Raw genomic sequence first — 17,762 nt, forward strand, 5'->3', positions numbered from 1 at the left:
CCGACCACACCCCGCCGTGGTCTGCTTCGGGTCGGAGAGGAGACCACACAGTGCGTACTGTTCTCGTGTGCGTTCGGACACCGCTCGCCGCGCAGCAACTGAACTCCGCGGCAGCCCGGCTCGGACTGTCCGCCGCCGTCCGTACCGCCGTCTCTGATCCCGAGGTGATGCTGCGGCTGGCGGAGGGGCCGCCCGACGTGGTGCTCGCCGACACGGCGCTCACCCGGCCGGACAGCGCCGGCTTCGTGCGTCGGGTGCTGGCCCGCGCCCCGCACGCCGCGGTGCTGCTGCTCGGGGCCGAGGAGTCCGACGCGGCCGCGGCCAGCATCGGCGCCGGGGCCCGGGGGCTGATCCAGGGCACCGACCACGACCTGACCAGCGCGGTGGCCAAGGCCCTGCTGCTGCTCTCCGCGCCGGGCCGGGCGACCCGGCACCGGGTGGCCGACCCGGCGCGGGACGCCGCGGCCGTCGGCGGCCAGAAGCGCCCCACCCCGGCCGGTCGCGCCCCCAACAATCCCGGCTCGGCCTGGCCGGCGACCCAGGAGGGGCCGGGCGGCCTGCCGTCGATGGTGCCCGTGCAGCGGGGCGACGACGAGCCGGAGCCGACCGGCGGCGAGACCGAGGAGCCGGCAAACCCACGGCGGGCCGCCCCGGCCCGGGGGAGCCGGGGGGCGGTCGGCCTGACCGAACGGGAGCTCCAGGTGCTGCTCGGGATGGCCGAGGGCAAGAGCAACGCCGAGATCGGCCGGGAGTTGTTCGTCTCGGAGGACACCGTCAAGACACACGCCCGCCGGCTGTTCCGCAAGCTCGGCGCCCGCGACCGCGCGCACGCGGTGGCCGCCGGCTTCCGCGCCGGCCTGGTCGCCTGAGCGCGCCGTCGGGCCCGCTGCCCGGCCGGGTCCGGTCTCGCAGATCACGCCTGGTTCGACGCCGTGCTGTCCGGACAAGCGCCGCGAGCCTCTACCCGTACGTCAGCAACGCGCAGGACCCGCGGGGTAGCTCAGTTGCCCGGCTCGGTGTCGTCCTCGGTGCCCTCGGTCAGGGTGTCGTGCACACCGTCGGCGTAGCCGCGCGCGTAGTCCCAGGTGACGTAGTGGTCCGGGTCCGGGTCGTAGGCCGGCTCGTGCACCCGGGGCCGGCCGGAGCTGAGCAGGTGACGCAGGTTGCCCCGGAGCAGGTCCCAGTCGAAGTAGTGCGGCTCCCGGCAGTCCTCGCACTCGATCACCAGCCCGCGCACCCCGACGGGGGCCAGCAGGGCCTGGTAGATCTCCAGGTCGGCGAGGTCCTCGAGCACGTCCTGCCGCTCGACCTCGGTCAGCGGGTCGAGTGCGGCGTCGCCGTCCGGGTCGTGCAGTTCCGCCGCCGGATCGGCCGGGTCGCCGTTGAACGGGTCGATGGGCTCGTCGTGCACCCCCTCACCGTAGACCCCGCGACCACGTGCCGCCCGCCCCCGTCCGCCTGGTCACCCGGCGTCGGGGCTGACGGGGGCGGCCGTCACGCAGCGTCGACGAACGGGCCGGCTCCGGCGGGGTCGGCCCGGGCCGATGGGTACGATGGCACCGACGCGTCATCACCCGGCGTGCGCTGGATGCCCGCGCGCGCCGCCTCGCTGAAGCCCCGCCCGACCAGCTCAGGAGAGCCTTTCGTGGACAATTCGCCCAGCATCGATCTTCCGGCCGGCGCCGACCGCGGCGAGCTGGGCGGCCATCTGCCGGAGCTGCCCGCCGGCTCGGCCCGGGTGGTCCCACTCGGCCTCACCTTCGACGACGTGCTGCTCCAGCCCGGCGAGTCGGACGTGGTGCCCAGCCGGGTCAACACCCGCACCCGGCTGACCCGAAACGTCGAGCTGACCATTCCGCTGCTGTCCAGCGCGATGGACACCGTCACCGAGGCGCGGATGGCCATCGCGATGGCCCGCCAGGGCGGCATCGGCGTGCTGCACCGCAACCTCTCCCTGGAGGACCAGGCGCTCCAGGTCGACCTGGTCAAGCGCTCCGAGTCCGGCATGATCACCAATCCGGTGACCGCCAGCCCGCAGGACACCCTGCGCGACGTCGACGCGCTCTGCGGCCGGTACCGGATCTCGGGCGTTCCCGTGGTCGACGGCGACGGTCAGCTCGTCGGCATCGTCACCAACCGGGACATGCGCTTCGTCTCCGAGCCGGCCACCCCGGTCCACGAGATCATGACCCGCCCGCCGCTGGTCACCGCGCCCGTCGGGGTGAGCAAGGACGAGGCGCTGGCGCTGCTGCGCCAGCACAAGGTCGAGAAGCTGCCGATCGTCGACGACTCGGGCCGGCTGCGCGGGCTGATCACCGTCAAGGACTTCACCAAGAGCGAGCAGTACCCGAACGCCACCAAGGACGACGCCGGCCGGCTCCGGGTGGCCGCCGCCATCGGCGTGGGCGAGGACGCCTACAAGCGGGCCCGCGCCCTGGTCGACGCGGGCGTGGACGTGCTGATCGTGGACACCGCGCACGGCCACCAGCGGGCGGTGCTGGACATGGTGCGCCAGCTCAAGAAGGACGTCAGGATCGACATCGTCGGTGGAAACGTGGCCACGTACGCCGGGGCGAAGGCCCTGGTCGACGCCGGCGCCGACGGCGTGAAGGTCGGGGTGGGGCCGGGCGCGATCTGCACCACCCGGATCGTGGCCGGCGTCGGCGTCCCGCAGATCACCGCGATCATGGAGGCGGCCCGGGCCGCCCGCCCGGCCGGCGTCCCGGTGATCGGCGACGGCGGCATCCAGTACTCCGGCGACATCGCCAAGGCGCTGGTGGCCGGCGCCGACACGGTGATGCTCGGCAGCCTGCTGGCCGGCTGCGAGGAGAGCCCCGGCGAGCTGATCTTCATCAACGGCAAGCAGTACAAGGCGTACCGGGGGATGGGCTCGCTCGGCGCGATGCAGTCCCGGGGTCAGGCCAAGTCGTACAGCAAGGACCGCTACTTCCAGCAGGACGTGCTCGCCGAGGACAAACTGGTCCCGGAGGGCGTGGAGGGTCAGGTGCCCTACCGGGGCCTGCTCTCCGCCGTCGCCCACCAGCTCACCGGCGGGCTGCGCGCCGCCATGGGGTACGTCGGCGCGGAGAGCATCCCCGAGCTGCACCGGCGCGGCCAGCTCATCCGGATCACCGCGGCCGGGCTCAAGGAGAGCCACCCGCACGACATCCAGATGACCGTCGAGGCGCCGAACTACCACTCCCGCTGACCCCATCCCCTCAAGACACCTGGAGCCCCCATGCGTGATGTGGTCGAGATCGGCCAGGGGAAGACCGCGCAGCGCGGTTACCACCTGGACGACATCGCCATCGTGCCGAGCCGCCGCACCCGGGACGTCGACGACGTCTCCACGGCCTGGCAGCTCGACGCGTACCAGTTCGGCATCCCGTGCGTGGGGCATCCCTCGGACGCGACGATGAGCCCGCAGTCGGCCGTGCGGCTCGGCCAGCTCGGCGGGCTCGGCGTGCTCAACGTCGAGGGCCTGTGGACCCGGTACGAGAACCCGACCAAGATCCTTGAGGAGCTGGCCGGCCTCGGCGAGGACGCCCGCGCCACCAAGCGGCTCCAGGAGGTGTACGCCGAGCCGATCCGCCCGGACCTGATCGCCGAGCGGGTCCGCGAGCTGCGGGCCGGCGGCGGCACCGTGGCGGTCCGGGTCTCCCCGCAGCACACCCTGGCGCTGGCCCCGGTGATCCTCGACGCGGGCGTGGACATCCTGGTGATCCAGGGGACCATCGTGTCGGCCGAGCACGTCTCCACCACCGACGAGCCGTTGAACCTCAAGGAGTTCATCGCCGACCTCGACCTCCCGGTCATCGTTGGCGGCTGCACCGACTACAAGACCGCGCTGCACCTCATGCGCACCGGCGCGGCGGGCGTGATCGTCGGCATCGGCGGCGACGACTGGTCGACCACCGAGTCGGTGCTCGGCATCCGGGTGCCGATGGCCACCGCGATCGCCGACGCCGCCGCGGCCCGCCGCGACTACCTGGACGAGACCGGCGGCCGGTACGTGCACCTGATCGCCGACGGCGACATCCAGACCTCCGGCGACATCGCCAAGGCGCTGGGCTGCGGCGCGGACGCGGTGATGCTCGGCGAGCCACTGACGCTGTGCGAGGAGGCCCCGGCCGGCGGCGCGTGGTGGCACTCGGCGGCCAGCCACCCGTCGCTGCCGCGCGGGGCGTTCGAGGTGGCCGGCGAGCCGCTCGGCGAGATGGAGCGACTGCTGTTCGGCCCGGCCGACGAACCGGACGGCCAGCTCAACCTGTTCGGCGGCCTACGCCGGGCGATGGCCAAGTGCGGCTACCGCGACCTCAAGGAATTCCAAAAGGTAGGCCTAGTCCTAGACCGCTGACCCACCCCCACCCCACCCCGGGACCCCCCCGGCCGCACATTCACGGAAAGAGTGGTTATTCCCGCCGGAATAACCACTCTTTCCGTGTATTAGGCGGGGGTGGGGACGGGAGGGGCGGGGGAGTTTGGGAGGGTATGGGGTGGTTGGGGTGGGTAGGGGTTTCTGAGTGTGGCGAGGTATGAGTGATGGTTCGAGTGGGAGGGCGGCCGGTTCGGGGAGTTGCCACATGCAGCAGTGGCGCTCGGCCGAGGTCGGGGGGCGTCCGTACCGGGTGGGCGGGGCGTTCTCTGCTGGCCGGGGGCTCGTCGTGGCCGGGCTCGCCGGCTGCACCGGGGCGCCCCCGGATCCCGATCGCCCCCGCCCCGGCCCGGTCGACGTCGGCGACCCGTACGTCCCCGGCCACGGCAACGGCGGCTACGACGTGGCCGCGTACCGGCTGCGGGTCCGCTACGACCCTGCCGACGACCGGCTCACCGGCCACGCCACGGTCACCGCCACTGCGGACGCCGTCCTGTCCCGGTTCAACCTGGACCTCGCCGGCCTGACCGTCACCGCGGTCCGCGTCAACGGGGCTCCCGCCGGGCACGACCGGGACGGGCGCGAGCTGGTGGTCACCCCGGCGCGCGGCCTGGCGAGGGGCGCCCGGTTCGCCGTCGACGTGGAGTACACCGGGGTGCCCACGCCGGTCGAGAGCGAGCTGGGCGTCGGCGGCTTCCTGGCCACCCCGGACGGCGCGGTGGCCCTCGGCCAGCCCGATTCGGCGGCCACCTGGTTCCCGGTCAACGACCACCCGTCCGACAAGGCGACCTACGACGTCGAGGTGACCGTGCCGGACGGGCTCGCCGCGCTGAGCAACGGGACGCCGGTGGGGCGGAGCAGCAGCGGCGGCTGGACCACCTGGCGCTGGGCCGAGCGGGCGCCGATGGCCAGCTACCTGTGCACGCTGGTGATCGGCGACTACCGGGTGACCACGGGCACCCACGCCGGCAAGCCGATGGTCACCGCCGTCGCGGCGGGCCTGCCGGCGGACGGTCCGGCCGCCGCCTCGATCGCCCGCACCGGGGAGATCGCCGACTTCCTGGCCGACCGCTTCGGGCCGTACCCGTTCGACTCGTACGGCGGGATCGCGCTCGCCGACGGGCGGATCTCGTACGCGCTGGAGACCCAGTCCCGCCCGGTCTACGGGCCGGGGTTCTTCCTCGCCGGCGGCCCGATCACCGAGGTGGTCGCACACGAGCTGGCCCACCAGTGGTTCGGCGACAGCGTCTCGCTGGACCGGTGGGGCGACATCTGGCTCAACGAGGGCTTCGCGACGTACGCCGAGTGGCTCTGGACGGAGCACGGCGGCGGCCGGACCGCGCAGCGCACCTTCGAGCTGCGTCACGCCGCGACCGACTGGACGCGGCCGTCGGTCAACCCGGGCCGGGCGGACATGTTCGGCGCCGCCGTCTACCAGCGGGGCGCGCTCGCGGTGCACGCGCTGCGGCGTACCGTCGGCGACGAGGTGTTCTTCCGGACCCTGCGCACCTGGACCGCCGAGCGGCGCGGCGGCAACGCCACCACCGCGGACTTCGTCACCCTCGCCGAGCGGGTCTCCGGCCGGCGGCTCGGCGCGTTCTTCGACGCCTGGCTCGTCGGCGGCACCGCTCCCGCCCTGCGCTGATCCCACCCCCTGCCCTGATCCCACCCGGCGTGACCACACCGTGGCCGGCGGTCGGTAGGCTGCCGCGGGCGGAGCGGCCGGCCGGGGTCGGGCGGTCACGGGGACCTCCGCCGGGAGGGACGACGTGATGACGCTGACCCTGCGGGGCCTGCGCCCCGGCACCGGGCTGCTGCTGGCCGTTGCGCTCGGGCTGGCCGCCTGCTCCTCGACGCCGACCGAGCCGTCCGCGCCGGAGGCAGCCGCGTCGGCGACCTCGGCCCGGCAGTTCAGGCCCGGCGCGGCCGGGGTGGGCGACGACTACTTCCCCCGGTACGGCAACGCCGGGTACGACGTGACGCGGTACACCGTGCGGGTCCGCTACGACCCGGCGAAGGACCGGCTGACCGGCACCACCGTCGTGCAGGCCACGGCCACCGCCGACCTGTCCTCGTTCAACCTGGACCTGGCCGGGCTGACCGTGCGGAAGGTGACCGTGGACGGCGTCCCCGCCCGGCACGCCCGCACCGGCGACGAGCTGGTGGTCACCCCCGCCGTCGGGCTGACCTCCGGCAACGGCTTCACCGCCGAGATCGGCTACGACGGCGAGCCGAAGCTGCTGCGCAACGAGGCCCTCGGCGAGGGCGGGTTCCGGGCCACCTCCGACGGCGCGGTGGCCCTCGGCCAGCCCGAGTCGGCGAGCACCTGGTACCCGGTCAACGACCACCCCTTGGACAAGGCCGCGTACGACTTCGAGATCACCGTGCCGGAGGGGCTGACCGCGGTCAGCAACGGGGTGCCGCTGGGGAAGACCACCCGGGCCGGCTGGACCACCTGGAAGTGGGCAGAGCGCTCGCCCATGGCCAGCTACCTGAGCACCCTGGCGATCGGCGAGTTCCGGGTGACCCGCGCCGAGCACAAGGGACGGCCGGTGTTCAGCGCGGTCACCACGAAGCTGCCGAAGGGGGCCGCGGACGCGTCGATCGCCCGCACCGTCGAGGTGGCCGACTACCTGGAGGGCGTCTTCGGGCCGTACCCGTTCGGCGCGTACGGCGGGGTGGTCGTCTCGGAGCCGGGCATCGGGTACGCGCTGGAGACGCAGAGCCGGCCGGTCTACTCGGCCAACTTCTTCCGCGGGGGCGAGAACACCGGGGTGGTCGCGCACGAGCTGGCCCACCAGTGGTTCGGCAACAGTGTGGCGCTGGCCAGGTGGCAGGACATCTGGCTCAACGAGGGGCTCGCCACGTACGCGGAGTGGCTGTGGGAGGAGCACCGCGGCGGGCGGACGGCGCGGCAGTCGTTCGACGCGGCGTACCTCGGCGCGTCCGGTCAGGTCTGGCGGACCCCGCCGGGGAAGCCGGGGGCGGCGAACCTGTTCAGCGAGTCGGTGTACCAGCGCGGTGGGATGACCGTGCACGCGCTGCGCGTCGCCGTCGGCGACCGGGCGTTCTTCGCGCTGCTGAAGACCTGGGCGGCGGACAAGCGCGACGGCAACGCCACCACCGCGGAGTTCGTCGCCCTCGCCGAGCAGGTCTCCGGCAAGCAGCTCGACACGCTCTTCGACGCGTGGCTCTACGGCACCGAGCGGCCGGAGAGGCCGGGGCCGACGCGCTGACCCGGGTCGCCCGCGCGGCGACCCGGTGGACCGGCCGCCCCGGCGTCGGTCACTTCTTCACGATCAGCTCGGGGTGGGCGGCCAGGTACTGCTCGGCGCGGCCCGCCTTCAGCTCGGTGAGGAACTTCCGGCCGACCGGCTTGAGCTGCTCGCCGCGGTAGGCGCTGCCCTTGCCCACCCCCTCGCCGGGCAGGCTGACCAGGACGAGGCGGTCGGCGGGCAGCCCGCCGAGGGCGTACGCGAGGTCGACGATCCTCGGCCCGCCCGCGTAGATCAGGGTGTCGCCGAGCGCGCCGAGGACCTGCTCGACCCGGTCCGGCTGCCGGGCCAGGTCCTCGCCCTGGATCTTGCGGACCAGCGCCCGAATCAGCTGCTGCTGGTGGCGCTGCCGGGCGTAGTCCCCGCCGTCCAGGCCGTAGCGCTGCCGGGAGTAGTCCAGCGCCTGCCAGCCGTTCAGGTGCCGTTCGCCCTTCTCGTAGACCATCTGCGGGCCGACGTAGCCGCCGCCGCCCGGCGCCGGCTCGCGGTGCCGGCCGTCGGGCCGCCGGTGCAGCGAGACGGTGCGCTGGTCGATGTAGACGTCGATGCCGCCGACGGCGTTCACCAGCTTCTCGAAGCCCTGGAAGGTGACCACCGCCCCGGCGTCGAAGCGCAGCCCGGTGTACCCGCTGACCGTGCTGCGCAGCAGCTCGTACCCCTGGGTCGCGCTCGGCTCCTTCGGCTTGCCGGGCACCCGGCTGCCGTAGCTCATCGCGTGGGTGAGCTTGGTCTTTCCCCCCTTGTATCCGGCCTTCGGGAAGGCGGGGATGTCGACCAGCAGGTCGCGGGGGAGCGAGAAGACGTACGCCCGGTCCAGCTCCTTCGTCACGTGCGCCACCAGCACGGCGTCGCCGTGCGGCTCCCAGCCGGGCACGCTGACCCGGGTGTCAACGCCGACCATGAGCAGGTTCAGCGGCCCGGTCACGTCGGCCCCCGGCGGCGGGGTGGGGCTCGGCGCGGCCTCCGACGGTGTGGGCGCGGCGGTGACCCGACCCGCCCCGCGCTCGGGCTGCCGGTCGGAGATCAGCCGGACGGCCACCGTCGCGCCGCCAGCCACCAGGACCAGGGCCGCGAGGACCGCCAGCCCCACCCGCCACCGCCGGCGTCCGGTTCCCGCCTCTCCGGCCATGTCACACCCCCGTTCGTACAACGCTCCGACCGAGTCGCCGGGTTGCGGCCGCTGAGCGACGGATCGCCGGCGGCGGGGTGCATGATGCCGCGAAAACGGGCCCTGGCGCGATAGCTACCCGTCGGTAATGATGCCTCCATGCGGTACGACGTGCTCGTCATCGGGTCCGGCTTTGGCGGCAGCGTCACCGCGCTCCGGCTGGCCGAGAAGGGTTACTCGGTCGGCGTGCTGGAGGCCGGGCGGCGCTTCGCCGACGACGAGTTCCCGGAGACCTCGTGGCGGCTGCGCCGGTTCCTCTGGGCCCCGCGCCTCGGCTGCTACGGGCTGCAACGGATCACCCTGCTCCGGTCCGCCGGACGCGGAACCGGTGGCGGGGTGCTGGTGCTGTCCGGCGCCGGGGTGGGCGGCGGCTCGCTGGTCTACGCGAACACCCTCTACGAGCCGCTCGACGCGTTCTACGCCGACCCGCAGTGGCGGGACGTCACCGACTGGCGTGCCGAGCTGGCCCGCCACTACGACCAGGCGAAGCGGATGCTCGGCGTCACCACGTACCCGGTACAGACCCGGGCGGACCGGGCGATGCGGGCGGTGGCCGACCGGATGGGTGTCGGCCACACCTACCACTCCACCCCCGTCGGGGTGCACATCGGCCGGCCGGGGCAGCGGGTCGCCGACCCGTACTTCGGCGGGGCCGGTCCGGAGCGCACCGGCTGCACGCACTGCGGGGCATGCATGACCGGCTGCCGGCACGGGGCGAAGAACACCCTGGTCAAGAACTACCTGTGGCTGGCCGAACGGCTCGGCGCGCGGGTGCACCCGCTGACCACGGTCACCGCCGTCCGCCCGGCCGACGGCGGCGGCTACCGCGTGGAGACCGTCCGCACCGGGGCCTGGCTGCGCCGGCGCCGCCAGGTGTTCCACGCCGACCAGGTGGTCCTCGCCGCCGGGTCGCTCGGCACCCAGCGGCTGCTGCACGAGATGAAGGCCACCGGGGCGCTGCCCGCCCTGTCGCCCCGCCTCGGCGAGCTGACCCGGACGAACTCCGAGGCGATCCTCGGCGCGTCGGTGCCCCCCGGGCGGGCCCGCGCCGAGGGGCTGGACTTCACCGAGGGGGTGGCGATCACCAGCTCGTTCCACCCCGACCCGCAGACCCACATCGAGCCGGTCCGCTACGGGCGCGGCTCGAACGCGATGGGGCTGCTCCAGTCGTTGCTGGTCGACGGCGGCCCGCACCGGGTCCGGCGCTGGGTGGCCACCCTGCTGCGCCAGCCCGGGACCGCCGCCCGGATGCTCACCGTCCGCAACTGGTCGGAGCGGACCGTCATCGCGTTGGTCATGCAGTCCGCCGACAACTCGCTGACCACCCGCTGGCGGCGCGGCCTGTTCGGCCGGCGGCTGGCCGCCGTCGCGGGCCACGGCGAGCCCAGCCCGACCTGGATCCCGGCCGGCAACGCCGCCGCCCGGCTGCTCGCCGAGGAGATCGGCGGCACGCCCGGCGGGGCGCTCACCGAGCCGTTCAACATCCCGATGACCGCGCACATCCTCGGCGGGGCGGTGATCGGCGTCACCCCGGCCGACGGGGTGATCGACCCGTACCACCGGGTGCACGGCCATCCCGGGCTGCACGTGGTGGACGGCGCGGCCGTCTCGGCGAACCTCGGGGTGAACCCCTCGCTGACCATCACCGCCCAGGCGGAACGGGCGATGTCCCTCTGGCCCAACAAGGGCGAGGCCGATCCGCGCCCGCCGCTCGGGGAGCCGTACCGGCGCCTCGACCCGGTGCCGCCGGCCCACCCGGCCGTCCCGGCGGACGCCCCCGGCGCCCTGCGGGCGTGAGCGGAAGGACACCTTTCGACGCCCCCGGCAGCAGATGGCTCCCCTGTCGCCGGAACATCCGCGCGGGAAGGGCCGCCCGCGCACCGGAGCGGGTGTGACTGTCGGTAGGCTTCCTGCACATGAGCACGCCTCGTCCCGTCCTCGTGGTGGACTTCGGAGCCCAGTACGCCCAGCTCATCGCGCGCCGGGTGCGTGAGGCGCGGGTCTATTCGGAGATCGTGCCGCACTCGATGCCGGTGGCCGAGATGCTGGCGAAGAATCCGGCCGCGATCATCCTGTCCGGCGGCCCGGCCAGCGTCTACGCCCCCGACGCCCCGCAGATCGACGCCGGGATGTTCGACGCCGGCGTCCCGGTGTTCGGCATCTGCTACGGCTTCCAGGCGATGGCCCAGGCGCTCGGCGGCACCGTGGCGCGCACCGGCAACCGGGAGTACGGCGGCACCCCGCTGCGCCCCCGCCTCCTCGAACCAGGTGTGTTGCTCCGCGACCTGCCGGCCGACCTGCCGGTCTGGATGAGCCACGGCGACTGCGTCACCGAGGCCCCGGCCGGGTTCACGGTCACCGCCGAGTCGGAGGGGGCACCGGTCGCCGCGTTCGAGGACCTGGCCGGCCGCCGGGCCGGGGTGCAGTTCCACCCGGAGGTCGGGCACACCGCGCACGGCCAGGAGATGCTCACCCGGTTCCTGTACGACATCGCCGGCATCGAGCCCACCTGGACCCCCGCGAACATCATCGACGAGCAGGTGGCCCGGATCCGCGCGCAGGTGGGCGACAAGGAGGTCATCTGCGGCCTGTCCGGCGGGGTGGACTCGGCGGTCGCCGCCGCGCTGGTGCACAAGGCCGTCGGTGACCAGCTCACCTGCGTCTTCGTCGACCACGGCCTGCTGCGGGCCGGCGAGGCCGAGCAGGTGGAGAAGGACTACGTCGCCGCCACCGGCATCAAACTCAAGGTGGTCGACGCGCAGGAGAGGTTCCTCGGCGCGCTGGCCGGGGTGATCGACCCGGAGCAGAAGCGGAAGATCATCGGCCGGGAGTTCATCCGGGTCTTCGAGGCCGCCGCCCGGGAGATCGCCTCGCACGGCGACGTCGAGTTCCTGGTCCAGGGCACCCTCTACCCGGACGTGGTGGAGTCCGGCGGCGGCACCGGCACCGCCAACATCAAGAGCCACCACAATGTCGGCGGTCTCCCGGAGGACCTGAAGTTCGCCCTGGTCGAGCCGCTGCGCACGCTGTTCAAGGACGAGGTCCGGGCGCTCGGCCTGGCGCTGGGCCTGCCCGAGGCGATGGTCTGGCGGCACCCGTTCCCGGGTCCCGGCCTGGCCATCCGGATCATCGGCGCGGTCGACCGGGAGCGGCTCGAACTGCTGCGCCAGGCCGACCTGATCGCCCGCGAGGAACTGACCGCCGCCGGCCTGGACCGGGGCGTCTGGCAGTTCCCGGTGGTGCTGCTGGCCGACGTGCGCAGCGTCGGCGTGCAGGGCGACGGGCGCAGCTACGGGCATCCCGTGGTGCTGCGCCCGGTCTCCAGCGAGGACGCGATGACCGCCGACTGGTCCCGGCTGCCCTACGAGGTGGTCGCCAGGATCTCCACCCGGATCACCAACGAGGTGGCCGAGGTGAACCGGGTGGTCCTGGACGTCACCAGCAAGCCGCCGGGCACCATCGAGTGGGAGTGACGCCGGCTCAGCCGGCCGTCGGCGGCACCGGCCCGTCCGGCGCCCCGGCCGCCCCGGGCACGGTCGCCGGAGCCGGCGGCCAGGTCGGCTGCGGGCCGTACCCCGGGGTGGGCGACGGGCCGGGCGTCGCGGGGCCCGCCGGGTGCGGCCAGGCCGGGGCGCCGGCCGGCTCCTCCGGCATCAGGAACCACATGATCGGGTACGCCAGCGCGGCGAGCCCGCCGGTGAGCACGGTCGCGACGGCGAACGCCACCCGGACGAGGGTGGGGTCGACGGCGAAGTAGCGGCCGACGCCGCTGGCCACCCCGGCCACCATCCGGTCGGTGGTGGGGCGGCGGAGCTGCTTGTACGGGGCCTGGTGCGGCGGTGTCGAGGTCATGCCCCCAGGGTCCGCGCCGGGCGGCGTGGCGACCTCGGTGAGGGCCCGGATCGCTACCCTGACCGATCCCTGATGATCCAGTCATTAGTCAGGAATCTGACTCTTTTCGATCCAGGTAACGCCGGCCGAGGAGAATTCCCCCCCGTGACCACCATGCTGGAGCCGCTCCGCAGGATCGCGGCATACGCAGTTTGTGCTGATTCAGTCGGCCGATTGTTGCTGGTCCGCGCATCTGAGCGCTCCGGCACCCCTGGAACCTGGTCCCTCCCCGGCGGGGCGGTCGACCACGGGGAGGACCCGAACCACACCGTCGTCCGGGAGACCGCCGCCGAGACCGGGCTCTCGGTCGCCGTCGCCGGGCTGGACGACGTGCTCGCGGACATGCGGGCCCTGCCCGAGCGGGGCATCACCATCCACACCGACCGGCTCATCTACCAGGTCTCGGTGCGGGGCGGCACGCTGGCCGACCGGGTCGACCGGCCCACCGACCTGGCCCGCTGGTTCACCCGCACCGAGGCCCGCGAGCTGCCGCTGCGCGCGTTCACCGCGCGCGCCCTCGGCCTGCCCGCCTCCTCGGCCGACGTGGTGCCCGACGAGCCGCCGGAGTTCCCCTCCTTCTACGCGGTCCCGGGCCCGGACGGGCTGCACCGGGCCCAGCGCTTCGCCGCGTACGCGGTGGCGACCGATCCCGAGGGTCGGGTGCTGCTCACCAGGGTCTCCGACGGGTACCCGGGCGCCGGCTGCTGGCACCTGCCCGGCGGCGGCACCGACTACGGCGAGCAGCCGGGCGCGGCGCTGATCCGGGAGCTGGTCGAGGAGACCGGCCAGCGGGGCCGCCTCGTCGAGCTGCTCGGCGTGGCCAGCCACCGCGACGCCGCCTCGCTCGGCCCCGAGGGCTACCCGATCGACTGGCACGGCGTGCGCGCCTTCTACCGGGTGGCGGTCGACCAGCCCGCCCCGCCCACCGTGACCGACATCGGCGGCTCCACCTGCGAGGCCCGCTGGTTCGCCCGCGAGGAGCTCGGCGCCCTGCCCACCGACCGGCTCACCGAGGTCACGGCCGAGGCAGTCCAGGCCGCCCGGCTCACCTGAGCGTCCCCTCCGTCCGTCCCCGCCCGCCCGCGCGGGCCCGGTCCGTCTGCTGCGCGCCCGCTGACGGAGGTCAGCCGTCGGGCCGCGCCCGCGCGGGCCGGTCGCTCGTCGGGTTGTCGCCGCGACACGCCGTCTCGGTAGGCGATAGCTTCATGATCGACCGGGTACGCGATCCGGGGCGGACGGGGAGGGCGCATGGAGCAGCGGCGGCGGATCGGGGCGTACGGGGTCTGTCGGGACCGGGCCGGGCGGGTGCTGCTCGTGCGGGGGTCCGACCGGGTCGAATTCCCGGGGGTGTGGCAGCTCCCCGGGGGCGGCCTGGAGCACGGGGAACACCCCGAGGCCGGCGCGCGGCGGGAGTTCGCCGAGGAGACCGGACTCGCCGTCGAGGTGACCGGCCTGCTCGCCGCTGTCGCGGACGTCACACCGCTACCCGGCGCGGGCGTCGAGCTGCACACCGACCGGATCGTCTTCGCCGTGCGGGTGAGCGGCGGTGCGCTCCGGGACGAGGCCGACGGCACCACCGACCTGGTGCGCTGGTCGAGCATCGAGGAGGCGGCCGGGCTGCCGCTGATGCCGTTCACCGCCGAGGCGCTCGGCCTGCCGGTCACCCCGCTGCGGCGGACTGCGCCCGGCACCGCGCCGCGCGCGTCATACCCGCCGCCGACGGCCGACCGGCACCAGCGCTTCGCGGCGTACGGCCTGGTCACCGACCCGGCCGGCCGGGTGCTGCTCACCATGATCGCGGACGGTTACCCGGGCGCCGGCTGGTGGCACCTGCCCGGCGGCGGCACCGACCACGGCGAGCAGCCGGCCGGCGGGCTGCTCCGCGAATTGGTCGAGGAGGCCGGCCAGCTCGGCCGGGTGGTGGAGCTGCTGATGGTGCACAACCTGCACAATCCCGCCGCGCTGGGGCCGGAGGGTCGGCCGCTGGACTGGCACGGGGTGCGGGTGGTCTACCGGGTGCAGGTCGAGAATCCGACCGAGGCGCGGGTCACCGAGCTGGCCGGGGGATCGACGGCCGAGGCGGCCTGGTTCCCGCCCGACCGGCTCGAAGGGCTGCCCATGACCGAGGTCGCGGCCCTGGCAACCGGACATCACGTCGTATAGCGCCCGCCCGCTCAGCCGACATCGAACGGCTCCGGTAGTCTGTGAAGCAGGGTTGATGGAGGAACGGGCGATGAAGCCCGAGACAGGAATAACAAGGCGTTTCGCGCGGTTTGACCAGGTGCAAGTACCGCCGGCAGCTATCGCCAAGCCCCACTCCCCTGTGCAATGGTGTACTCCGCTTGAACGGCTGCCGGGCCAGAAGCGGTCCGGCACGAGACAGCCGGACGCCCGCCCCCGTGGCGGCCAGTCGATCCGGTGATGGAGGAAACGTGCCGAGAGCCCCATGGCGCCGGCGTCGTACGACTGACAGTCCGCGCCCCGCAGGGCGTCGCTGGGCGGGCCCGTTGCGCCGCAGCAGCACGTTCGCCCGCCAAGTGCTGCTGGTCCGGGTGGGTCGCCGCGACGGCGTCGCCGCCGCAGGCACCGACCTGGCATCGCCCGAGCACCGCTACCTCGACCGGCAGCGCCGCCGGTACGGCCTCGACCGGTACGAGCGCACCGAGGTCCAGGCGATCGTGCCGGTGAGCCCGGCCCTCGCCCCCAGCACCCCGGTCGACGATGAGGCGTCGATGTCGATCCCGCTGCTGCCGGGCGACCGGACGGCGGCCCGCCGGGCCAAGTTCGCGCTGGTCAACGCCTGCACCCTGGCCAGCCTGGTGCTCGGGATCAATGCCATCTTCCTGGCCATGCAGGGTGAGGTGCGCATCGCCGCGCTCCTCCTCATCGCCTGCGTCGTGTTCGACGGGCTCGACGGTGCGCTCGCCCGCAAGTTCGGGGTGGCCAGTCCGTTCGGCGCCCAGATGGACTCGCTGGCCGACATGTGCTCGTTCGGCCTCGCCGCCCCGGTGGTGGTCTACGCCTCGCTGGCCGGGGAGGCCCCGCCCGCCGCCGCCGCGGTGGCCGCAGCGCTCGTCGCCGCCTGCGCGGCGATCCGGCTCGCCCGGTTCAACGTCTCGCCGAAGGACGGCCGCTTCTTCTGCGGCGTGCCGACCACGATGGCCGCGGCCGTGCTCGCCCTGACCGTCGCCATCGGGCTGCCGCTGCCCGGCCTGGTGCAGATCGCGGGGGTCGCGCTGTTGGCCGTCGCGATGGTCTCCAGTTTCCCCTACGCGAAGCTGGCCCGGCTGGTCAAGCTGCCGCCGTGGCTCTGGCTGGCCCCGGTGATCGGCGGGCTCGTCGACGTCCGGCTGACCTTCGCCCTGATCGTGATGGGTTACCTGGTCAGCGGTCCGCTGCTCTGGCTGCACCAGCGCCGCACCGCCTGACCGACGATCTACCCGAAAGGGGCGCCGCGAACAGCGGCGCCCCTTTCGTCGTCCTCGGGTCAGCGCCAGCGGGCGATGACCGTGGACCCGCCGATGACCTTGTCGCCCGGCCCGACGAGCGGGTCGGCCGCGTCGGCCGGCAGGTAGACGTCGGTCCGCGAGCCGAACCGGATCAGGCCGAACCGCTCGCCCCTGGCCAGCAGCGACCCGACCGGTGCGCGCTGCACGATCCGCCGGGCGATCAGCCCGGTGCGCTGCGCGACGACCACCGTGCCGTGCTCGGTGTCCAGCACCGTGTACGCCGCCACGTTGTGCTCGGCGTCCGGCTTCATCGCGTTGACGAAGCCGCCGTCGGCGACGAAGTAGTCGACCACCTTGCCGGCCACCGGGGACCGGTTGACGTGCACGTCCAGCACCGAGAGGAAGACCGCGACCCGCAGCCACTCGCCGTCGCCGAAGCGCTCGTCGTGCAGCCGCTGCACCGAGAGCACCTGCCCGTCGGCGGCCGCGACGACAGCCGACGGGTCCTCGGGGACGTCCCGCTCCGGGTCCCGGAAGAACGCGGCCACCGGGACGGCGGCCAGCGCCGGCAGCAGCCACAGCTTCGACTTCGGCCGGACGGCCCGGGTCAGCGCGGCGAGCCCGAGGGCGATCCCGGCCGCGGCCACGCCGTTGGAGTCGATGTGCATGCCCCTGGTCAGCGGGACGCTGGACGGCCGGTGGGCCGGGGCGAGCCGGGCCGCGACGGCCGTGCCGGCCGGGGTGAAGCGGAGCCGGTGCACCCGTACCGGCGGGGAGTTGCGCAGCACCAGGTCCGCCCCGACGCCGTACAGCGCGCCCTGCCGCTCGATCTCGGCGGCGGCGCCGGCGGTGCGCCCCGGGGCCGCGGGCGCGGCGAGGCTGAGCACCGCGCCGTCGGCGAGGTACTTGGTCAGGTCGTCGATGGTCGAGCGGGTCTCCTCGGCGGTGCCGGTGAGCGGCTCGGCGGCGATCACCACCTCGGCGGCGTCGGCCTCGGCGAGGGAGTCGGCCACCCGAACCCGGTCGGCGACCCAACGGCCCTGGGCCGTCACGTGCTCGCGCAGCGCGGCGGGCGTGGCCGTCGCGGACGGCACCACGGTGAGGGAGTCGCCGGGCAACAGGGCGTCGATCGCCGCGGCCAGCACCGCGGACTTCGGGGTCGCGCCGACCAGCAGGGCGACCTTCGGGTCGTTGCGCCGGGCGAGCTCGGTGACGAGGGTACGGGCGGCGCGCTCGCCGATGCGGACCGGACCAGGCTGGCCGGAGGTTCGCACGGCGGGGGACTGGGTCATGTCGGACGGGCTCCTGACGGGGTAGAGACGGAATCGCGGCGGGACCGCCACGGCGACCCGGTCGGGTCGGCCGCAGAACGGGCCGGCGACCTGCCGAAGCGGCCGTGGGCGCGGCCCGTGCCGGCCGGCGGAGGCGAGCTCTCCACCGGCCAGCATATGCGCCCGGCGCGGGCGACCGCACCGCCGTGGTCAGCCGTCCGCCCCCTGCGACCCGCGGCGCGGCGCGTCCGGGTCGGCCGGGTCGGACGTCGGCCCCACGACGGTCGGATCGGCCGTCAACCGGGGCAGCGGCTCGGTGACCCGCTCGGCGGC

Annotated in this window: 14 protein-coding genes; 10 read left to right on the forward strand and 4 right to left on the reverse strand. The window is 74.2% G+C overall.

The window, feature by feature from the left end:
* Window positions 1-50: 50 nt before the first annotated feature.
* Window positions 51-869, forward strand: coding sequence for a LuxR C-terminal-related transcriptional regulator (locus OG559_RS15955; RefSeq protein ID WP_405104641.1), 819 nt, complete (start codon window positions 51-53; stop codon window positions 867-869).
* A 131-nt stretch (window positions 870-1,000) separates the two neighbouring features.
* Here OG559_RS15955 and OG559_RS15960 read toward each other — a convergent pair whose 3' ends face one another.
* Window positions 1,001-1,411 carry a DUF5319 domain-containing protein gene (locus OG559_RS15960; protein ID WP_387015152.1) on the reverse strand — a complete coding sequence of 137 codons (411 nt, stop codon included), beginning with the start codon at window positions 1,409-1,411 and terminating at the stop codon, window positions 1,001-1,003.
* A gap of 234 nt (window positions 1,412-1,645) precedes the next feature.
* Between OG559_RS15960 and guaB the strand changes: the two genes are divergently transcribed.
* The 4 genes from guaB to OG559_RS15980 all read left to right on the forward strand — a co-directional run bounded on the left by guaB (window position 1,646) and on the right by OG559_RS15980 (window position 7,611).
* Window positions 1,646-3,208, forward strand: a complete 1,563-nt coding sequence (gene guaB / locus OG559_RS15965; RefSeq protein WP_405104643.1) for an IMP dehydrogenase — start codon at window positions 1,646-1,648, stop codon at window positions 3,206-3,208.
* Between the two features lie 30 nt (window positions 3,209-3,238).
* A complete protein-coding gene (locus tag OG559_RS15970; protein ID WP_405104645.1) occupies window positions 3,239-4,357 on the forward strand; it encodes a GuaB3 family IMP dehydrogenase-related protein in 1,119 nt (372 codons plus the stop codon).
* A 226-nt stretch (window positions 4,358-4,583) separates the two neighbouring features.
* Complete coding sequence (locus tag OG559_RS15975) at window positions 4,584-6,020, forward strand: M1 family metallopeptidase (protein WP_405104647.1); 1,437 nt, start codon at window positions 4,584-4,586, stop codon at window positions 6,018-6,020.
* 127 nt (window positions 6,021-6,147) lie between these two features.
* Window positions 6,148-7,611, forward strand: coding sequence for a M1 family metallopeptidase (locus OG559_RS15980; RefSeq protein WP_405104649.1), 1,464 nt, complete (start codon window positions 6,148-6,150; stop codon window positions 7,609-7,611).
* 49 nt (window positions 7,612-7,660) lie between these two features.
* Here OG559_RS15980 and OG559_RS15985 read toward each other — a convergent pair whose 3' ends face one another.
* Window positions 7,661-8,779 carry an LCP family protein gene (locus tag OG559_RS15985; protein ID WP_405104651.1) on the reverse strand — a complete coding sequence of 373 codons (1,119 nt, stop codon included), beginning with the start codon at window positions 8,777-8,779 and terminating at the stop codon, window positions 7,661-7,663.
* Between the two features lie 138 nt (window positions 8,780-8,917).
* Between OG559_RS15985 and OG559_RS15990 the strand changes: the two genes are divergently transcribed.
* Window positions 8,918-10,615, forward strand: a complete 1,698-nt coding sequence (locus OG559_RS15990) for an FAD-dependent oxidoreductase (protein WP_405104654.1) — start codon at window positions 8,918-8,920, stop codon at window positions 10,613-10,615.
* A 119-nt stretch (window positions 10,616-10,734) separates the two neighbouring features.
* Window positions 10,735-12,291 (forward strand): glutamine-hydrolyzing GMP synthase, encoded by a 1,557-nt coding sequence (guaA, locus tag OG559_RS15995; protein WP_405104656.1) that lies wholly within the window; start codon window positions 10,735-10,737, stop codon window positions 12,289-12,291.
* 7 nt (window positions 12,292-12,298) lie between these two features.
* Here guaA and OG559_RS16000 read toward each other — a convergent pair whose 3' ends face one another.
* A complete protein-coding gene (locus OG559_RS16000) occupies window positions 12,299-12,670 on the reverse strand; it encodes a PspC domain-containing protein (protein ID WP_405104658.1) in 372 nt (123 codons plus the stop codon).
* A 144-nt stretch (window positions 12,671-12,814) separates the two neighbouring features.
* Here OG559_RS16000 and OG559_RS16005 point away from each other — a divergent pair, with 144 nt between their 5' ends.
* The 3 genes from OG559_RS16005 to OG559_RS16015 all read left to right on the forward strand — a co-directional run bounded on the left by OG559_RS16005 (window position 12,815) and on the right by OG559_RS16015 (window position 16,137).
* The gene (locus OG559_RS16005) at window positions 12,815-13,762 is read left to right on the forward strand and encodes an NUDIX domain-containing protein (protein ID WP_405104660.1); all 948 of its coding nucleotides are present in this window, start codon (window positions 12,815-12,817) and stop codon (window positions 13,760-13,762) included.
* 195 nt (window positions 13,763-13,957) lie between these two features.
* The gene (locus OG559_RS16010) at window positions 13,958-14,872 is read left to right on the forward strand and encodes an NUDIX hydrolase (RefSeq protein WP_405104662.1); all 915 of its coding nucleotides are present in this window, start codon (window positions 13,958-13,960) and stop codon (window positions 14,870-14,872) included.
* 344 nt (window positions 14,873-15,216) lie between these two features.
* Entirely contained in the window at window positions 15,217-16,137 is a 921-nt protein-coding gene (locus OG559_RS16015; RefSeq protein WP_405104664.1) for a CDP-alcohol phosphatidyltransferase family protein, read from the forward strand.
* A 59-nt stretch (window positions 16,138-16,196) separates the two neighbouring features.
* On the opposite strand, the gene OG559_RS16020 is transcribed toward OG559_RS16015, so the two are convergent.
* Complete coding sequence (locus OG559_RS16020) at window positions 16,197-17,450, reverse strand: phosphatidylserine decarboxylase (RefSeq protein WP_405104666.1); 1,254 nt, start codon at window positions 17,448-17,450, stop codon at window positions 16,197-16,199.
* Between the last annotated feature and the right edge of the window lie 312 nt (window positions 17,451-17,762).

It is taken from the genome of Micromonospora sp. NBC_01405 (genome assembly GCF_045040155.1).
Classification (GTDB): domain Bacteria; phylum Actinomycetota; class Actinomycetes; order Mycobacteriales; family Micromonosporaceae; genus Micromonospora.